The sequence below is a fragment of the Methylobacter sp. genome, assembly GCF_023227905.1.
Taxonomy (GTDB): domain Bacteria; phylum Pseudomonadota; class Gammaproteobacteria; order Methylococcales; family Methylomonadaceae; genus Methylobacter_A.
The window spans coordinates 1-16,538 of the sequence record NZ_JALOCF010000006.1 but is presented as its reverse complement, the minus strand read 5'-3'; the positions used below and the strand labels follow the sequence as shown (position 1 = coordinate 16,538).

Here is a 16,538-nt window from a genome sequence, read left to right as displayed (position 1 = left end):
TTTGCATGTGTGCATAAGCGTACAGAATTAACTATCGCATTGCTCTATCTCTAATTTAGAAAAGAAGCAGTTTTTAAGCCTCTTCTGCTGACGATGTTCACCCATGCGAAGGAGGAACCGGAAAATCTGCACCCAAGGTTCGCATAACGCTTACCGGGCGCCGAGAATATTTCCTAAGCCCGCTCAATGCTGAAGTGACGTTGTGTAACGACTTAATCCTATGCAGGCTGACGAGCGGCAGTCACGAAAATAAAATTCGGTCATCCCGCAACAAAATGAGGAGTAATGACATGAAACTCAAACGTTTAATTGCTGCATTTTTTATTCTAGCGCTCAATTTCGCCATTATTGGGCGCGCTTATTCCGAACCCATTATTTTTGCCCAAGTCAACAATCCTACCGGGATAGTCGTTGACAATACAGGAAGCGTTTTCGTGCAATCCCAGCCCCTTCCGGAGTTTGGGGGCGGCGGGCTGCTTAAATTCGATGCCAATGGCAATTTGATGACCCAAAACAATCAATTAACCGGAAATTTTCGGCTCGCGCTGGACTCGGCCAGTAACATTATCTGGGCTCAGGAAATGAATGGAGTCTTGTATTCTGTCGATCCGGATACCCTGCTGGCACAGCCCGTCATCGACTTGAGAGCCTGGATAATGGGCAATATTCTCCAAAGCCAAGCATTTAACATACTTACAGGCATGCCGGATACGCTGGTCATGGTTAATCCGGTCTTTGGCGATATCGCCACATCGCAATCTGGGTCCGATCAACTGGATGTGCTGGTGACCGGATTGACGAATGCCAGCGGCGGAATGCCGTTTGTACTGCGCCTGAGCTTTAACAACGGAACGCTGCAAAACCCGCAGATTGTAGTGACCAGCCTACCGTCAGCGGTAGTTTTGCCGCCGCCGCTTGATACTTTTCCTTCCGGACTCGCCATCAATAGTGGAGGTACGGTACTGGCCCCGCTGCCTACAGAGCTTGATCCCAATAACGATGTTAAAGCAACGCAGTTATTTCTGTCGATCTTTGGCGCAGAGTTCCCTGCCACCGCCGATGCCTCAACCCCGAACTTTATTCCAGCGTTTGAAAGCAGGCCAGTCTTTGCAACCGGCATGACGGCATCCAATACCGACAACGGCTTTTTCGCGACAACCATTGCCAATGGTTTTGGCTGTGGCGCCGGGCCTGCTTTATTGCATTTTCCTTCAACACTGGATAGCGCGCATTGCATACTGGATCTTTCGAGCCTGGGGCTTACTAATACAGAACCCGCCGATATCGCCATCGATCCGAATAACCAGTTTCTCTACGTAACCATGCCCCAAGACGGCTCTGTGCTGCGTCTGGACCCGCCATCGCTACCCGTCGGCAATGCGCCTTTGCAACCCAGCGAAACATCGATGTTATTCGGCACTACGCCGTTGCCGCCCAGTGACACGTCGCCATTGTTCGGCACAGCGCCATTACCGCCCAGTGAACCCTAAGCATAATTGAAGCAGGCTGTTCCGACCTGCTTGGCAGGGAAGTTCGGCCCATCGGCTGACTATTTTAACGACGAAAGGCACGAAGTTGTTCTTCGTGCCTTTCGTGATGAGTAACGCGGGGATGCTGTTTCATGGAAATCACCTGAAGCCAGCTATAAGCGCCCGGTGATTTCCAGGTCGCTAAAAATGCTGACCGCTCTGAATCCTTCTGACGGTGCTAACCAAAAGGTCGACTTCCTGATGCGTATTGTAAAACGCCAGCGACGGGCGCACCGTGCTTTCCAAGCCAAAACGGCGCAAGATCGGTTGCGCGCAGTGGTGGCCGGTTCGCACCGCAATACCGGCGCGGTTTAATGCGACGCCGATATCCTGGTTGCTGTGCCCTTCCAATACAAACGACAACACGCTGGTTTTATTTGCAGCCGTGCCGATCAGGCGCAGGCCGGAGACGGTTCTTAACGCATCCATCGCATACACCAGCAACTCATGCTCGTAACGGGCGATATTGTCGATGCCGAGTTTCAGCACGTACTCCAGCGCGGCGCCCAGACCGACCGCATCGGCGATATTGCCGGTGCCGGCTTCAAAGCGGGCGGGGGCCGGCTGATAGGCGATCTGTTCAAACGTCACATCCGCTATCATGTTGCCGCCGCCCTGCCACGGCTGCATGGCCTCCAGCAGCTCAGCCTTGCCGTACAACACGCCAATGCCGGTCGGGGCGAATATCTTGTGCCCGGAGAACACGAACCAGTCGCAGTCCAGCGCCTGCACATCCACGCGCAAATGCGAAACCGACTGCGCGCCATCCAGCAACACGCGTGCGCCGACCCGATGCGCCATCTCGATCATTTCCCGAGCCGGCGTGACCGTGCCCAGCGCATTGGAAACCTGCGTGAACGCCACCAGCTTGGTGCGCGAATTCAGTAGCTTTTGATATTCGCCGAGCAAGATCTGGCCGTCGTCATCGACCGGCGCAACGCGCAATGTCGCGCCGGTTGCATCGCACAATTGTTTCCACGGCACGATATTGGCATGGTGCTCCAGCCAGGTAATCACGATCTCATCGCCGGCCTTGATGTGTTGACGGCCCCAGCTTTGCGCGACCAAATTGATCGCCTCGGTGGTGCCGCGCGCGAATACAATCTCCGAAGAAGACGGCGCATTCATGAACTTGGCAACGGTATCTCGCGCCTTTTCATAAGCGTCGGTGGACCGCGCCGCCAACTCGTGCGCCGCCCGGTGGATATTGGAATTCTCGTGTTCGTAAAAATACGAGATTCTATCGATAACCACCTGCGGCTTTTGGGTAGTCGCCGCGTTATCGAACCAGACCAGCGGCTGGCCGTTGACCCGCTCTTTCAGGATCGGAAAATCGCGGCGCACCGCCCGCACATCAAACGCCGGATGGGCGGACGCCAGGGCCGGAACTTGCGCATTAAAACCTCCGGTTTTCAGCTCATCCAGAAAATAAAATGACGAGTCCGAACCGGTGCTTGCCGGCGTAGCTGCCGATCCCCCGAACAGCTTTTGCAACTCGGCTTCGCCCGGCAGCCCATAGGCTTGAGGCGAAAGTCCCTCTATCAACGAGGCGTCAAAATCAGCCATGGAGGCGGCCAAACCGTAAGTTGCCGTCGAAATGGGATTGCCCTGCGAGCTAAGCGGAACACTGCCGGTAGCCGCCGAAGACGGCGCAGCAGGAATTGAACCGGCATCTGCCGTTCCGGGAACGTTGCTTCCTGACGGCACTCGCGAAACCAATAACTGTTGCAATTGCACGGCATCGGGCAGCCCGAAATCGTGCGGCAGAACACCCGCCAGCACGGACTCGTCCAAGCCTGCCAACGGCGATGCCGCCGGTGAAGACGGATTGCCGAGAACCGACCCCGTATCCAGGCTATCGGGAACACTCGCTAAGGACGGCTGACGCGGAGTCAGCAGCTTTTGGAGTTCCGCTTCATCAGGCAGGCCGAAACCTTGCGGTATAACGGACTTTGAAGCAACACCGCCCTGCACTGCCGAAGCGGCAAGGCCGATCCGCGAGCCGTCGCAAGGCAAGGCCGTAAACAGCTCATTGGCCAGTTTGGTCAATTGCGCTATGTCGGGCAATGATGCGTCTTGAGCAAAATCGCTGTTATTTGTATTCATGGTACTTGCCCACTTCGACATTCTCGAGCACGCCGAGCGCATCGTCAGTCAATACTGCCAGCGAGCAATACAGTGAGATCAAATAAGAGGCAATTGCTTTGTGATTGATGCCCATAAAGCGGACGGACAGACCCATGCTTAATTCGCCGGTCAGGTTAGGTTGATACAGACCGACCACGCCTTGACGGCTTTCACCGGTGCGTAGCAGCAAGATGTTGCTTTTGCCGTTGACCACTTTCAGCTTGTCGCATGGAATGATAGGAATACCGCGCCAGGTCAAAAACTGCGATCCGAACATGCTGACGGTAGCAGGCGGTACGCCGCGGCGGGTACATTCGCGGCCGAACGCGGCAATCGCTAATGGATGCGCCAGGAAGAAGCCGGGCTCTTTCCATATCTTGGAAATCAGTTCATCCATATCGTCAGGCGTCGGCGCGCCGGTACGCGGCTGTACTTTAAAACCTGGAGCTACATTGTTCAGCAAGCCGTATTCGGCATTGTTGATCAGCTCGCTTTCTTGGCGCTCTTTAATCGTTTCGATAGTCAAACGCAGCTGCTCGTGGATTTGATTGTGCGGGCTGCTGTATAAATCGGAAATACGGGTATGCACGTCGAGCACGGTATTGACCGCATTCAAGCGATATTCGCGTCCCCATTCCTCATAATCGACAAAGGTTTGCGGCAATTCTTTTTCGTCAAGGCTGGAGCAATCGACCAGCAGGCCGGTTTCGTTCTTGACCTTGTTGACCCGGTAGATACCGGCTTCCAGAGGTTTCCATTGCAGTAAATGAACCAACCACCTAGGAGTGATGGTTGACAGCATTGGGGCGGTTTTAGTCGCATTTGCCAGTGTACGCGCGGCAACGTCACCTAATGCGGTATGGGTTTGACCTTCATGAATATCGGACATGACTTTTTCCTGTTGTGGTTGGTGTAATTAGTTGTTGGCATACCTGCCGAAATGACGGATGTGCGCTGGTTCCCAAGCAGATATCCAGACCTTCCAGGTTTTAAAACCCTGGAAGGTCTAACCCGTAACGTTACGCAGAATGTTGGGCCTGTCCCGCTCGGAGGAGTGCAAGCTATGCTTGCAAAGCAGGCGGAGCCTGCACTCCAATTGAGAGAATACTGTTCCCACTCTATGGCATCGCCGCTTTTTTAAATTAATAAAACTCCTTCCCGTCTTAAGTCGAGTACAGTGCGTTTGAATTTATATCCCGCCCCCATCATGAAACAATTCGCTGCGCACATGCGCCTGGGTAATATTGCTGCCGGGCGGTACGCTATGGGTGAGCCAGACGTTGCCGCCGATGGTCGAACCGCAGCCAATGGTGATGCGTCCCAGAATCGTCGCGCCCGCGTAAATGACGACATCGTCCTCAACGATAGGGTGCCGGGCATTGCCTTTAACGAGGATGCCGTCATCGTCTTTTTGAAAACGTTTGGCGCCCAAGGTGACGGCCTGATACAGGCGGACATGCCGGCCGATGACGGCGGTCTCGCCGATGACCACACCGGTGCCGTGGTCGATAAAGAAACTGTCGCCGATCTGCGCGCCGGGATGAATATCAATGCCGGTGGCTGAATGGGCAATCTCGGCAATGATCCGAGCCACCAGCGGCGCGCCCAATTTATAAAGGTCATGGGCGAGCCGGTGATGAATAATCGCGGTAATGCCCGGATAACAAACCAGCACTTCGTCAGAGCTTCTTGCCGCCGGATCGCCTTCGTACGCGGCCAGGATATCGCTTTCGATCAGCGTCCTGACCTCAGGCAAGCGCGCGGCAAACTCGCGGGTAATAATGACCGCCTGCCGGTATATCTCATCAGCAGGCAGCTGTGCGGAAACAAATTGCAGTTCGCGGCGGATCTGCCTGAACAGCTCACGCAACAGGGTATCGAGCGTATGGCCGACAAAGTAATCGATGCCCTCGTCATCCAGGTCCGGCAGTCCCAGCCGGTTTGGAAACAACACCGAGCCCAGGCCGTCGAGAATCTTCTGCAATTCCTTGCGCGACGGCAGCTTGGGCGGCTTGTCGCGGCGCTGCCGGGTTTCCAATGACTGCACGCGTAAACGGCGCAATCTTGTCACCAGCTCATCGACGCCCCAGTCCGGCTTGATGGTTTGATAACTGAAATCGCTCATGCGGCAAAACCGCCCGCGTCGAAAACACCTTCGAACAAAGGTGAGCTCAAATAGCGCTCGCCGGAATCCGGCAGCACGACGACAATGGTTTTGCCTAGGTTTTCCGGACGCTTGGCGACACGCGCCGCGACAGCCACGGCAGCGCCAGAGGAAATGCCCGACAGTATGCCCTCTTCCCGTGCAAGACGGCGCGCGTAAGCGATGGCGTCTTCATTGCTGACCTGCTCGATGTCATCAACCAGCGACAGATCGAGCACATCGGGCACAAACCCCGCGCCGATGCCCTGAATTTTATGCGGGCTGGGCTTTAGCAGCTCGCCTGCACGATACTGGCTGAGCACCGGGCTCGCCTCAGGTTCAACCGCGATCGAGATAATAGCCTTGCGCTGGGTCTGCTTGATGTAGCGGGAAACCCCGGTAATCGTACCGCCGGTGCCGACGCCGGAAACCAGGATATCGACAGTGCCCCCAGTATCGTTCCATATCTCCGGCCCGGTGGTTTGCTCATGAATAGCCGGGTTCGCCGGATTTTTAAACTGTTGCAGCAAAACATACCGCTCGGGATCGGACACGGCGATTTCCTCGGCTTTCGCGATCGCGCCGCTCATGCCTTTTGCGCCTTCCGTCAGCACCAGTTTGGCGCCATAGGCAATCAATAACTTGCGGCGTTCCAGACTCATCGTGTCAGGCATCGTCAATGTCAACGGAATGTTCCGGGCCGCCGCGACAAACGCCAGCGCAATGCCGGTATTGCCGCTGGTCGGCTCGACGAGTTCCTTGCCGGGCCCCAGCAAGCCGCGGCGCTCGGCATCCCAAATCATCGCCGCGCCAATCCGGCATTTGACTGAATAAGCCGGATTGCGCCCTTCTATTTTTGCCAGCAGGGTGACCGGCGCGCCTTCAATGATGCGATTCAGCCGCACCAGCGGAGTTTGGCCGATGGAATGGGAATTGTCTTCGTACCAATGTGCCATAAAAATCTCCTGGAATTTCAATCGCTAAACTGTCTGGCAAGCGATGAACGAATAACGGTTAGCGAAATTTTGACCAAAAAAAAGCCAGTGGCCCCTAAGAATAAGAAAGGGACTCACTGGCTTCCGGTTGTCCGGTCAGCTTAATTTCGTTTTTTATAAAGTACTTTAAGTCGTTACGCTCTGTCAAGGCGCACAGATGCGTTCTCGGAATGTTTTAATTTCAAGTTAAGCATTTATTTAACCGATATATCGAGCTAATAATATCGTTTTATTTAAATTAATAACCCTACTATATCGACAGCGCGTCACCCTATTACGATCGATCAAAACAACCGGCAAACGCAACATAACTAAGTCAATCGATACAGGTTTTCCGGGTCTGCTTTCCTGATATTCCCGGCCCTTATAAGCTCCGCCTCTTTATATGCATCTGGCGATTTTTTCTGCCCATTCGGCAGCATGCCATATTGCCCCAACTTATGCCTGAGCACATTGCGGCTGATGTCCAACAAACGCGCGGTCTGAACCTGGTTTTCTTCGCAGAATTCAAAGGCAGTCCGGATCACCGTCTCTTCTATAATTTCAAATAGTTTGGGTGGCGCTTGCTCGCACAGGCGCTGCAAGGCGCTTTCCAAAGACGTGGTGGAAACCGATGGCCCTTGCTCCAAGGTTCTAACGCCGGATAGCTTGAAATCCTCAGGCCTTAAGCAATTACTTGGACAAACCAGAAGCGCACGGTGAATGGCATTTTCCAGCTCGCGAATATTGCCCGGCCAATCGTAATTCAATAAGGTCAATTCGGTTGCCGGCGACAACTTGAATTCACCATAGCCCAAGCGGTCGCCGTAAATTTTCAGAAAATGCCTTGCCAACGGCAGAATATCGCCGGGTCGTTCGCGTAAAGGACTTAGCTGAATAGTCGCAACATTGAAACGGTAATATAAATCGGCCCGAAAATGCGAAGCGGCAACGGCCTCTTCCAGATTGACGTTGGTTGCCGCGATGATTCTGACATCGACCGGCACAGGCTGCCTGGAACCTACTTTGACAACTTCCCGTTCCTGTAGCACACGCAGCAATTTGGCTTGCATGCTAAACGGCAAGTCCCCTACTTCATCGAGAAACAGGCTGCCTTTATTGGCGGTTTCGAACCAGCCCTCTTTACTCATTAAAGCCCCGGTAAAAGAGCCTTTTTCATGACCGAACAGTTCGCTCTCGATCAGGTTTTCACTCAACGCGGCGCAGTTTAAGGCCCCAAAAACTTTTTTGCTGCGTTTGCTAAGGGCATGAATATGCCTGGCGACCAGCTCTTTACCGGTTCCGGTTTCTCCGATAATAAGAACGGTTGCGTCGCTAGGTGCGATACGTTCGATCTGTTCCAGCAATCGTTTCGAAACAGGATCTTCAAAAACCAAAGCTGTCGCTCGCAGAGATAGCGCCAGCGAACGTGACTGCAATTCGTCAAATGCCAACAGCGTCGAGCCAGGTTCCGCTGGACTGTCGACAGAATTTCGACCTAAAAATGTATCCATAATGATGTGCTCGTTTGTTTTCCAAAAATTGATAGACCAACCCTTTTTCAGGATCGCTATTCAAATTTAAATAAAATCGCTGCAATTAAGTCAGGCAACAGAGCCGACAAGGTACTCTGTCAGCTATGAATCACATCGTAGGGTAATTGTTATTTTCAATAAAACGTTATTATTAGATTTATATATCTTTAAAAGTGATATAGGAATCACCGGCATGGAACTTCATCCGCCGATGGCTCGTTGGCGTGGCTTAGGAATGAGCTTGAAACAATTTGAACAACTCGAGATAAGTTTTCAGCGGGAGTGCAATCGGTTGGGTACTTGCGCTGGCAGGCGAAGCCTGCACTCCAGCTATTGGCAACTTGCTCAAGTTATTTTGTGCGCATTCCTTACTGGCTTTTGGTTATCCATTTAGCATCAATTGCATTTAATTCTTTTTGGCTCAATACCCTTAAAAACAGATTGGTCTGCACGGATTTACCGGCTCTAAACCTCAATGTTTTTGAGTAAGACAGGAATAGATCATTCCGTGAAAACTAATGTGTCACAGTGATGATCCTATTTCGTTTCCAGACAACAGAGATTCATCCGTTAATATTCATCAAACCTGTCTTAAGGCTCTGAATTTAGCGTAGCAAAATTATCAACTCAGATTAAAACCTCACCGAAGCGGCCAGTCTTACCATGCGAGGCTCCACCGGATGCTTGAGTATGCCGTCCACCCCCGCGGCGGCTTCACCCGGCAAACGTGACGTATAGGCATAAGCGGTGTCATTGCTTTTGGCGTCCAGCAGATTGAACAGGTCAAGCTCAAGTTTCAAATCCTTATGCTGATAGCCTAGGCCCCAGTTGACCAGCGTTGTGTCGCCTGCGGTCAGGCTGCCTGCATCATTCAGCGGAATGTCGCCGAAGTGGCGCAAACGCAAGGTCGAAAAGGTGTGAAAGGGGAGTTGCACTACCGCCCCGGCGCTGATCACCCGGCCGACCGAATTGGGGATATAGTTGGTCTCGCGCGGCACGCCGACATAATTCGCTTTTGAAAAAGCCAGGTCGGCATCCAGGGTCAGCCAGTCGGTTGCCTGGTAGTAGTTGCTCCATTCCACGCCGTGGCGCTCGCTGCGTCCGCTGGGTTCGGTGCTGCTGGCATCGCCGACGAAAATCAGTTCGGAATTGACTTGCATCCACCACAGCGCCACCGTGGAATTCAAGCCCGGAAAAAATGAGTTGCGCAGCCCGATTTCACCGCCGCGCGACCGTACCAATGGCGAGACCGAATCGGCCGAATCGCCGCTGACCGGGTTAACGCGCAAGGTCGCCCCGCGTGCGTCATTGGAGTGATGGCCGTAACCCAGATTTACAAACACTTCGTTATCAACCCAGGGGCCGAAAATCATGCTGAGTTTGGGACTCAGCAAAGCTGCATTTCGTTGCCCAGAATTGGCCGCGAGCGTGCGGCTTTCAACATTGATATCCAAAAAATCGGCGCGCAATCCTGAAATCGTGCGGAATTTTTCATGCCACCTGATCTGGTTTTTCAGGTAGGCCGCCACGCTGGTTTCGCTGATATCGTCCTTGCGCACGGTTTCGAAAATCCGGCGTTGTTCGGTGCGGTTTAACGCGGCGCCGATGACTTCATCGTGACGGATTTGCAGGCCCAAGCTGTTGTCAACGTTAAAGCCGAACCATTTGCCAAACCAGGTTTGCTCGCCGTTGCCGCCTGTGACCACGCGGCGCTCAGTCTGATGCACCTGGTCGCCCTGCACGAGGTTGTCAAGGAAGCCGGTCGGGTTGGAGTAAAGATTGAGATCGTAATAAACAACATAAGCATTAAAGTCGTTTTTATAGCTTTCGCCCCGGCTCCAGACGTTGCTGGACAGGCTGTACCGGTTACTGTCGCCGCCGTCAGAAGGGTCCATGCTGCCGTACAGGTCCAGCGTGCCGCTTTCGATAGCCCGCTCCGGAATCTGGTTGGTCGCGTTCCAACTGGAGTGATAGGCTTTGGCGTTGACCGACAAGCCCCAATCGGTGTTGTCCAGCGTGTAGCGCAACATGCCATTGTATTTGCCCAAGTCTTCCGGCTGCTGCCATACGCCGTCATAAGCGTTGAATTCACCCGCCGCCAACAAATCGCCCGAACCGATTTTTTTGGAATCGGCCAGAAGCGCGCGGTAATAGCCGAGCTCGCCGCCGGTAAATTTGAACAGTCCTTTGGGCAAATCATGCAGCGTGTGCATGCGCGAATAACCTGCGGAAGAAAAATCGCCGGCATCGGCGTAATACGGACCTTTGCCGTAGTCGACATGGTCGACCAGTTCGGGGATGACGCTGTTCAAGTCCAGATAACCTTGGCCATGCGCATGGCTGGGCATGTTCATCGGCACGCCGTCCAGCGCCACTGAAAAATCGGTGCCGTGGTCGAGGTTAAAGCCGCGCAAATAAAACTGGTTGGCTTTGCCTGAGCCGCTGTGCTGGGTTGCCAGTGCGCCGGGCACGACCTCAACCAGCTCACCGGCTCGCGCCAACGGGCGATAAGCCAGCTTCGCCTGCCCGACGACGCCTTGCGATGCCGAAGTGGCCACGGCTGAGGAATGGCTTGCTCGGCCTTTGACCTCTACCGTGTCCAAAAGCACGGCCTCTGCGTTATCTGCGGATAGTGCTTGCGATGCGTGTGCCGGAACAAAACCGGCGAGCAATACTGAGCTGACGATGAATTTTTGCACGAGTATCCTTTGGGCAATTGTCCCTGCATAATCCCTGTGGATGGGGCAATGCAAATACCTGTCCATGCGATTTTGCTTATATTATGTTTGCCACGATATCAGGGTTAGTTGAAGGTCAATTTTCAAGATTCCCTGCTTTTTGAAAAGCCTTACCTGTTATTTGGCTTTGTTCTGGTTCGGATACCAGTAACGCTGATGACACTGCTCGCAGGCCTCATCTATCCGTCCGCCCACGGCGACAAGTTCTGCGGAATTTTTCGCATCGATCGCGGCAAGAGCTTGTACACCGGAATCGTGCAGCGCATGCGCAAACTTCACATAGCTTTCCCTGTCGGCATCAAGCAATCGCTGAACTTCCTCCGGGCCTTCCTCGATCCCCGGATTCTCCGATTTCACGCCTTTGGCCGCTACCTGCCGCCCGTTGATAAGCAAAAGATTCGCCCCTTCTATCAGCGTAATGGCGTTGCGCCTGACTTCCTGCCACTCTTGATCGGTACGAGGCTGCTTATCTTCCGTACCGGTCTTGGTAATCGTCGTGCTAACCGAATTCCAAATGCCATCCGCGGAAGGATCAATCAGCGATAGCATGATGTCCTGAACGGTAGCGGTCGGCTTGAAGTAGCCTTCCTGCGTTGGTTCCTTGATCTCGTTAACACAGGCGACCAGACCTGGCAACAGCGCTATGACAAGTAGAACCAATGATTTTCGTTGCATTTCCAATCCTTAAAATAATGTGCTGATCGTCAGCCGCTGCTTGACCGTTGTGTTTGAAGAACGCAACCCCAACAGTAAAAAGCGCGGCCGACTTTTTCAGTTGCATATAGACAAATCGCTAAGCTATGAACTAAACAAATCCTATTGCCCGCCCGGCAAAGCCAATCCCGAACCATAAAGTAAGGGACAGCAATGCCGCACTTTTGGCAAATAACGGGGTCGGATAGGTCTGCTGAGTTGTTGTAAGAATTAACGCCAATTGGACTGTCACCGCCAAAAACAGCAGGCCGATTTTGGGCAAAAACATCGGATTGTTGTAATACATCACAGGGAAAGTTAAAAACAGGGACGTGCCGGAAAATACGGCAACGATTAATCCGCCTAACATGAACGGATAAAAAGCCTGAAAAACTTGCGCTACTGTTTGCTGTTTTAGCCCGACGCCCAGCAATCGGAGATTAATCACTACAAGAGGCGAAAGCAGCAGCAATAGCCCGAGCACGTGCACCACTTCAAACACGACGATAAAGTCGTGGTCTATCGACCTGAGAAAGGTGCTGACTGAAGAGTCTTGAATAGTATTGGCTATAGTATGGGTTGTCATAACGGTTATCTCGAATGGGTATTTAATGCGTTTTTAATTGCTCAGCCGCTCATATAAGGCGTCAAACGTCCGAAGATGGTCACGCCGCCCCATAAAATCAGCGATGCGCAAGCGGCAAACCTGATATCCAGCGGGGCTAATACCTGATCCAGCCAAGCCGATCCGCGCCGGACAGATTTGAGTTCGAACGACAACGCGTTAATCAGCGCAAAGAACATAAACAGCAGCTTTAGCTGAAAGCCGGAGTTGGCGAGCATTTTGGCGGCCTCAGCCCAAAATAAAAGTCCGCCTGATATGAAGGTCGTAACAAATCCGCCAAAAATGCAGGCTCTAAACTGCTGTAAAATCAGCGAAATGGGCACTTCCGGTAAAAATATGCCGAGCAAACGCAGATCAATAAAAAAAATCAATCCGAATGAAAGTGCCAGCCCCAACAAATGGATACCTTCTACAATCGGAAACATGTATTGAGACTCGCGCAGCGCTGTACCGAACTCCGAGTTTTCCAGTAATTGGGCAATTTCAATGAGTGTCATAATGAATACCTCTTGCTTGTTTAGTTAAACAGAGAACCGCCAAAAGCATGATGCAAACAAAAAGCGATGGCGGAACCCAATGGAATCAGCTGAATTCCCTGTCCGTGCTACTGAGATACAATTTTCTCGGTAATGTAGTTATCCGTATTTTTCTCGCCTTCAATACAGGCGTATTCCCATGCTTCAAAATCCGGCTCGTCCGTATTGGCACGAACCTGCTTTGAGGAAACCGTCCATGGCCGCGTGTAAACGCGTGGATCTTCATAGGTTGCCTGGTATTGGTAAGTGTTCGCATCGAGAAAGGTAAAGCGCTCCTGAATATGTACGCTGTCACTGGAGAAATCGCCTTCATTGCTCAATCGATGCTTGGCGTTGCTGTTGGTCACATCGACTATCAGGGTATTGCCTTCCCAATGTCCCCGGGAATCGGACATCCAGAGCTTGATGTTGCCCGGAATATGCGGCCGTCCGTCGAGCGGAATTATCCGCCTGTCCGCATCGCCGATGATGACCACGTAATTGGGGTATTGCCGAATCTCGGTGTTATGCCACCACTGCTGCCTCGATACGCCGCCCGGAAAACAGCGCGCCTGAGGATCAATGAACTCCTGGCTAACCGGATTGTTAAAATTGGCCTGGACATGCTGTTGCTTGGCACGCGCCCAAGGTTGGTAAGGCACTTGCCCGTCCGCCGGATCGATGATGCGACTGGGCTTTACAGGCCTTTTGGGGATTTTTCCATCCTTGTCGGGCTTGCCGTCCTGGCCATTGCGTGGATTGACCAATGAGTAAGTCCCTTGATTCGCCGGACGCCAAAAGCCCTGAACATCCGGTTGCCCGTCAGAAAGCTTGTTGGGAACCCACACAGCCGGTTTTTCAGCATGGTCTTTGTCTTCCGCAAAGCCGGGCTGCGCTATTAATGTGCATGACAGCAACACAGGAATCCACGCCCTTACAATATTAATTTGATAATTCACAATCGCCTCGCCTTTACCTTGAAAGGTTTTTAAATCTTGCTTCATGGATAGAACTTTTCGTAATCGAATGTGAAGCCGTAGTTTTCCAATAATTGAAAATCCTTTTCCTTGTGCCGATAGAGCGTCAGACTGATCGTCCAGGGTTTGGTAAACACCTTGGGATCTTCGATAACGGCTTCGTACTGAATATGATCCGGCCCGATGGGTTTATAACGTTCCACCACATGCAAGGCGTCGCTATGAAAATTCCCGGAACGGTCAAACCAGGTTTGGTCGTTAAAATGCGTCACGTCAACCACCAATGTATCGCCCTCCCAATGCCCGCGTGAATCGCCTATCCACCAGTCGATATGCCCTTCCGGATGCTTGGTGTCATTGGCGTGTATCGTGCGCACCGTTTGGCCGAACTCGTAAATAAAGGTCAATTGCTTGTCGGACTGAAAAATCTGGAACGGCTCCGGCGTGTAATTGGCCCGTGGAATGCCCGGCATGACGTATTTTCTGCGCGGGTCCAGCTCCGCCCGATTGTCGAAATTCTTTTTCTTTTGTTCCAGTGCCCAGGGTTGATAGGGAATTACATTGCCGACCACGACCCCCAAACCCGGCGGCGCATCCTTACGGGCCTGATGCGGCTCAAGATCCCAATCTGCTGTGCTTAAGGTTTGCCAGATCCCGGACAGATCCGGCTTTCCATCAGCCGTGCGCAGGATATCCGCAGTGGTGGTTGCAACGTTATCCTGCCCTTTGATGTGCGGAGCGCCGCAGCCCACCAAAGTCACAGAGGCTACAAAAATCGCTGCGCCTGAAAGTTGTTTAAACGCAGAAGCATAACTTGAGCGCTCAAATGTCTGCTTATCTTTATTACGGTTGATTATTCTCATAGTCTTTACGCAGGTTTTCTCGTATAGCCGCCGCTTTATGCTGAAACGGCGCGCTTTTAATTGCTTGCAGGTTTAGGAGGTTCCGGAGCACCGGTATTTTCAGAGCCGGCAAAAAAGTCACGACCATCCGGCAACTTTACCGTGCTGCCATTAGCTACCGGCTTTCCGCTTTTGGCCAGGTAACCGTTAACATAAACCTCGGCGCCTATCGGAAAATCGGTCTTGCGCAGACCGCGCCGCATCAGCGCATTGGGGCCGCCGAATTCAACCGCCCAATTGGTGACTTTGCCGGACTTATCCGCCACGTCGAGATAAATCCAGCCATGAGGATTGATCCATTCGATTTTCGTCAACGTGCCTTTCAGTTCGACGGGTTTGTTGGCATCAAACTCTGCCGCAAACGCATGATGAGCATAGGTCGGCGCTGAGGCGGCAAGCAATCCTCCGGCGAGTAGGCAAGCGCTTGCTGTTAGTTTTTGTTTAAATATCATCACAATTCACCAGACCGTTTTATCGGTTTTTAATGACTCAGCGAAAGCGCGATCGGGACAATCGCGCTGTACGGAATTGAAAGAATTAATGCGCTTTTTCAGCAGCCGGTTTCGGCGCAGGTATCTCGATTTTTGTCAAAGCGCCTCCTTCTGCCTCATAGTCCTGAGCGCCAACCGCGCCTGCCACTTTAAAACCTTTTTCAGCCAGCAAATCAGCAGTCTTGCCGGCACGTCCGGCATGGTTTGACACGGTTACAATCGAGCGATCTTTAGGAACAAACGCCAGTCTGTTCTCAAGGTCCTTGCTCTGTATGCTCAGATAAGCCGGAAAGCCGCCAATTTTGGTTAACTCATCGGGACGACGAACATCAATAATGACCAGTTGATCCGGCTTTGCCAGCAGTTCATCCAATTGCGCCCGGTTTAATTTGGGGGTTTTAGCCGTATAAGGATGCGCCTTGCCTCCGCCTGCTTTATCGTGCTCTGCGGCAAAAACCGTCGTTGCAGTAAAAGCCAGCATCAAAATCAATAATTTGCCTAGTTGTTTCACTTTTTACACTCACTTACCAAAGGAAATAGAAACGAACTGCTTACTCACAGATCGCCGGAAAATTTCGCACCGTGACGAATGGCTCAAAGCCTATTCTTCGCTGTACTTGTTGTAGTTATTGCAGTGTTCGTGCCAACAAGATGTGGTCAAAATAAAAAAACTGAAAATGGCCGACTTATTTTTTTATCTGCCTGATAATTAAATTGTTTTGTATGGGATACGTGCCGTCGCCTGCGTGATGACGATGCCGGTTTGGAAGGAATTTACCAATGAGTGCTGCTCAGGCAGCAGTAGGTAAACAAATGTTGTCGATGGAGCAGCATACGTTTTTTGTAATCACTCAGGATTTATGTAAACAGTGTGTCTTCAACCAAAACCCACGCGTATTAACTAGAGTTTATCCTTATTTTCCGCTAGAAATCGGAAGATAGACTGCCTCTAAAAATCACGTTTTTTATTAAACTTTATTTTTGTAATGAGTTGCTCAGGTCTTGAATATGACTCAGCAGCAAAGACTAAAAATTGCGAGTTGTAGGGACAGAATGGTAGAAAGCTCTTGCCTTATGTAGGCAAGTCATTTCAAGAACTTGGTATTAATCCAGAAGCAGACATAGAATCGATAGTATATAAATGCGTGATAGGCGAAGATCGGCCAAAGGACTAAACCGCTCACGCGGTATTGACGCTGCGATCATAAGCCTGTGGCTGGTTGAAAGAGCGTAACTGTTTCCTATGTTATGGAATGAGGCAATCCGCCTTGTTTCAAGATAGGAGCTGT

The 16,538-nt window shown here is 51.9% G+C and carries 14 protein-coding genes; 1 reads left to right on the top strand and 13 read right to left on the bottom strand.

Annotated features, from left to right (window positions below; translation table 11 throughout):
- Positions 1 to 290: 290 nt before the first annotated feature.
- Positions 291 to 1,490, top strand: a complete 1,200-nt coding sequence (locus M0R47_RS03810; RefSeq protein ID WP_292550542.1) for a hypothetical protein — start codon at positions 291 to 293, stop codon at positions 1,488 to 1,490.
- Positions 1,491 to 1,670: 180 nt separating this feature from the next.
- On the opposite strand, the gene M0R47_RS03805 is transcribed toward M0R47_RS03810, so the two are convergent.
- From M0R47_RS03805 to M0R47_RS03745, 13 genes are all read right to left on the bottom strand, one after another.
- Complete coding sequence (locus M0R47_RS03805) at positions 1,671 to 3,635, bottom strand: family 2A encapsulin nanocompartment cargo protein cysteine desulfurase (protein WP_292550540.1); 1,965 nt, start codon at positions 3,633 to 3,635, stop codon at positions 1,671 to 1,673.
- Entirely contained in the window at positions 3,622 to 4,545 is a 924-nt protein-coding gene (locus M0R47_RS03800; protein WP_292550536.1) for a family 2A encapsulin nanocompartment shell protein, read from the bottom strand. Before M0R47_RS03800 ends, M0R47_RS03805 begins: the two co-directional genes overlap by 14 nt.
- 300 nt (positions 4,546 to 4,845) lie before the next feature.
- Positions 4,846 to 5,781: a serine O-acetyltransferase EpsC gene (gene epsC, locus M0R47_RS03795; protein WP_292550532.1), complete on the bottom strand. Its 936-nt coding sequence runs from the start codon at positions 5,779 to 5,781 to the stop codon at positions 4,846 to 4,848.
- Positions 5,778 to 6,755 carry a cysteine synthase A gene (gene cysK, locus M0R47_RS03790; protein ID WP_292550529.1) on the bottom strand — a complete coding sequence of 326 codons (978 nt, stop codon included), beginning with the start codon at positions 6,753 to 6,755 and terminating at the stop codon, positions 5,778 to 5,780. The genes epsC and cysK overlap by 4 nt, the downstream gene beginning before the upstream one ends.
- Positions 6,756 to 7,105: 350 nt before the next feature.
- Positions 7,106 to 8,287 carry a sigma-54 dependent transcriptional regulator gene (locus tag M0R47_RS03785; protein WP_292550527.1) on the bottom strand — a complete coding sequence of 394 codons (1,182 nt, stop codon included), beginning with the start codon at positions 8,285 to 8,287 and terminating at the stop codon, positions 7,106 to 7,108.
- Positions 8,288 to 8,940: 653 nt separating this feature from the next.
- Positions 8,941 to 11,073, bottom strand: a complete 2,133-nt coding sequence (locus M0R47_RS03780; protein ID WP_292550525.1) for a TonB-dependent receptor — start codon at positions 11,071 to 11,073, stop codon at positions 8,941 to 8,943.
- A 90-nt stretch (positions 11,074 to 11,163) separates the two neighbouring features.
- Positions 11,164 to 11,721, bottom strand: a complete 558-nt coding sequence (locus M0R47_RS03775) for a hypothetical protein (protein WP_292550523.1) — start codon at positions 11,719 to 11,721, stop codon at positions 11,164 to 11,166.
- 130 nt (positions 11,722 to 11,851) lie between these two features.
- Positions 11,852 to 12,325 carry a hypothetical protein gene (locus tag M0R47_RS03770; protein WP_292550522.1) on the bottom strand — a complete coding sequence of 158 codons (474 nt, stop codon included), beginning with the start codon at positions 12,323 to 12,325 and terminating at the stop codon, positions 11,852 to 11,854.
- 41 nt (positions 12,326 to 12,366) lie between these two features.
- Positions 12,367 to 12,861, bottom strand: coding sequence for a DUF6644 family protein (locus M0R47_RS03765; RefSeq protein ID WP_292550520.1), 495 nt, complete (start codon positions 12,859 to 12,861; stop codon positions 12,367 to 12,369).
- A gap of 107 nt (positions 12,862 to 12,968) precedes the next feature.
- Positions 12,969 to 13,883 carry a hypothetical protein gene (locus M0R47_RS03760; protein ID WP_292550518.1) on the bottom strand — a complete coding sequence of 305 codons (915 nt, stop codon included), beginning with the start codon at positions 13,881 to 13,883 and terminating at the stop codon, positions 12,969 to 12,971.
- On the bottom strand, positions 13,880 to 14,719 hold the full coding sequence (locus M0R47_RS03755) for a hypothetical protein (protein ID WP_292550516.1): 840 nt from the start codon (positions 14,717 to 14,719) through the stop codon (positions 13,880 to 13,882). Before M0R47_RS03755 ends, M0R47_RS03760 begins: the two co-directional genes overlap by 4 nt.
- Before the next feature lie 56 nt (positions 14,720 to 14,775).
- Positions 14,776 to 15,210, bottom strand: coding sequence for a DUF6152 family protein (locus tag M0R47_RS03750; RefSeq protein WP_292550514.1), 435 nt, complete (start codon positions 15,208 to 15,210; stop codon positions 14,776 to 14,778).
- Between the two features lie 85 nt (positions 15,211 to 15,295).
- Positions 15,296 to 15,760: a rhodanese-like domain-containing protein gene (locus tag M0R47_RS03745; protein ID WP_292550512.1), complete on the bottom strand. Its 465-nt coding sequence runs from the start codon at positions 15,758 to 15,760 to the stop codon at positions 15,296 to 15,298.
- Positions 15,761 to 16,538: the final 778 nt, after the last annotated feature.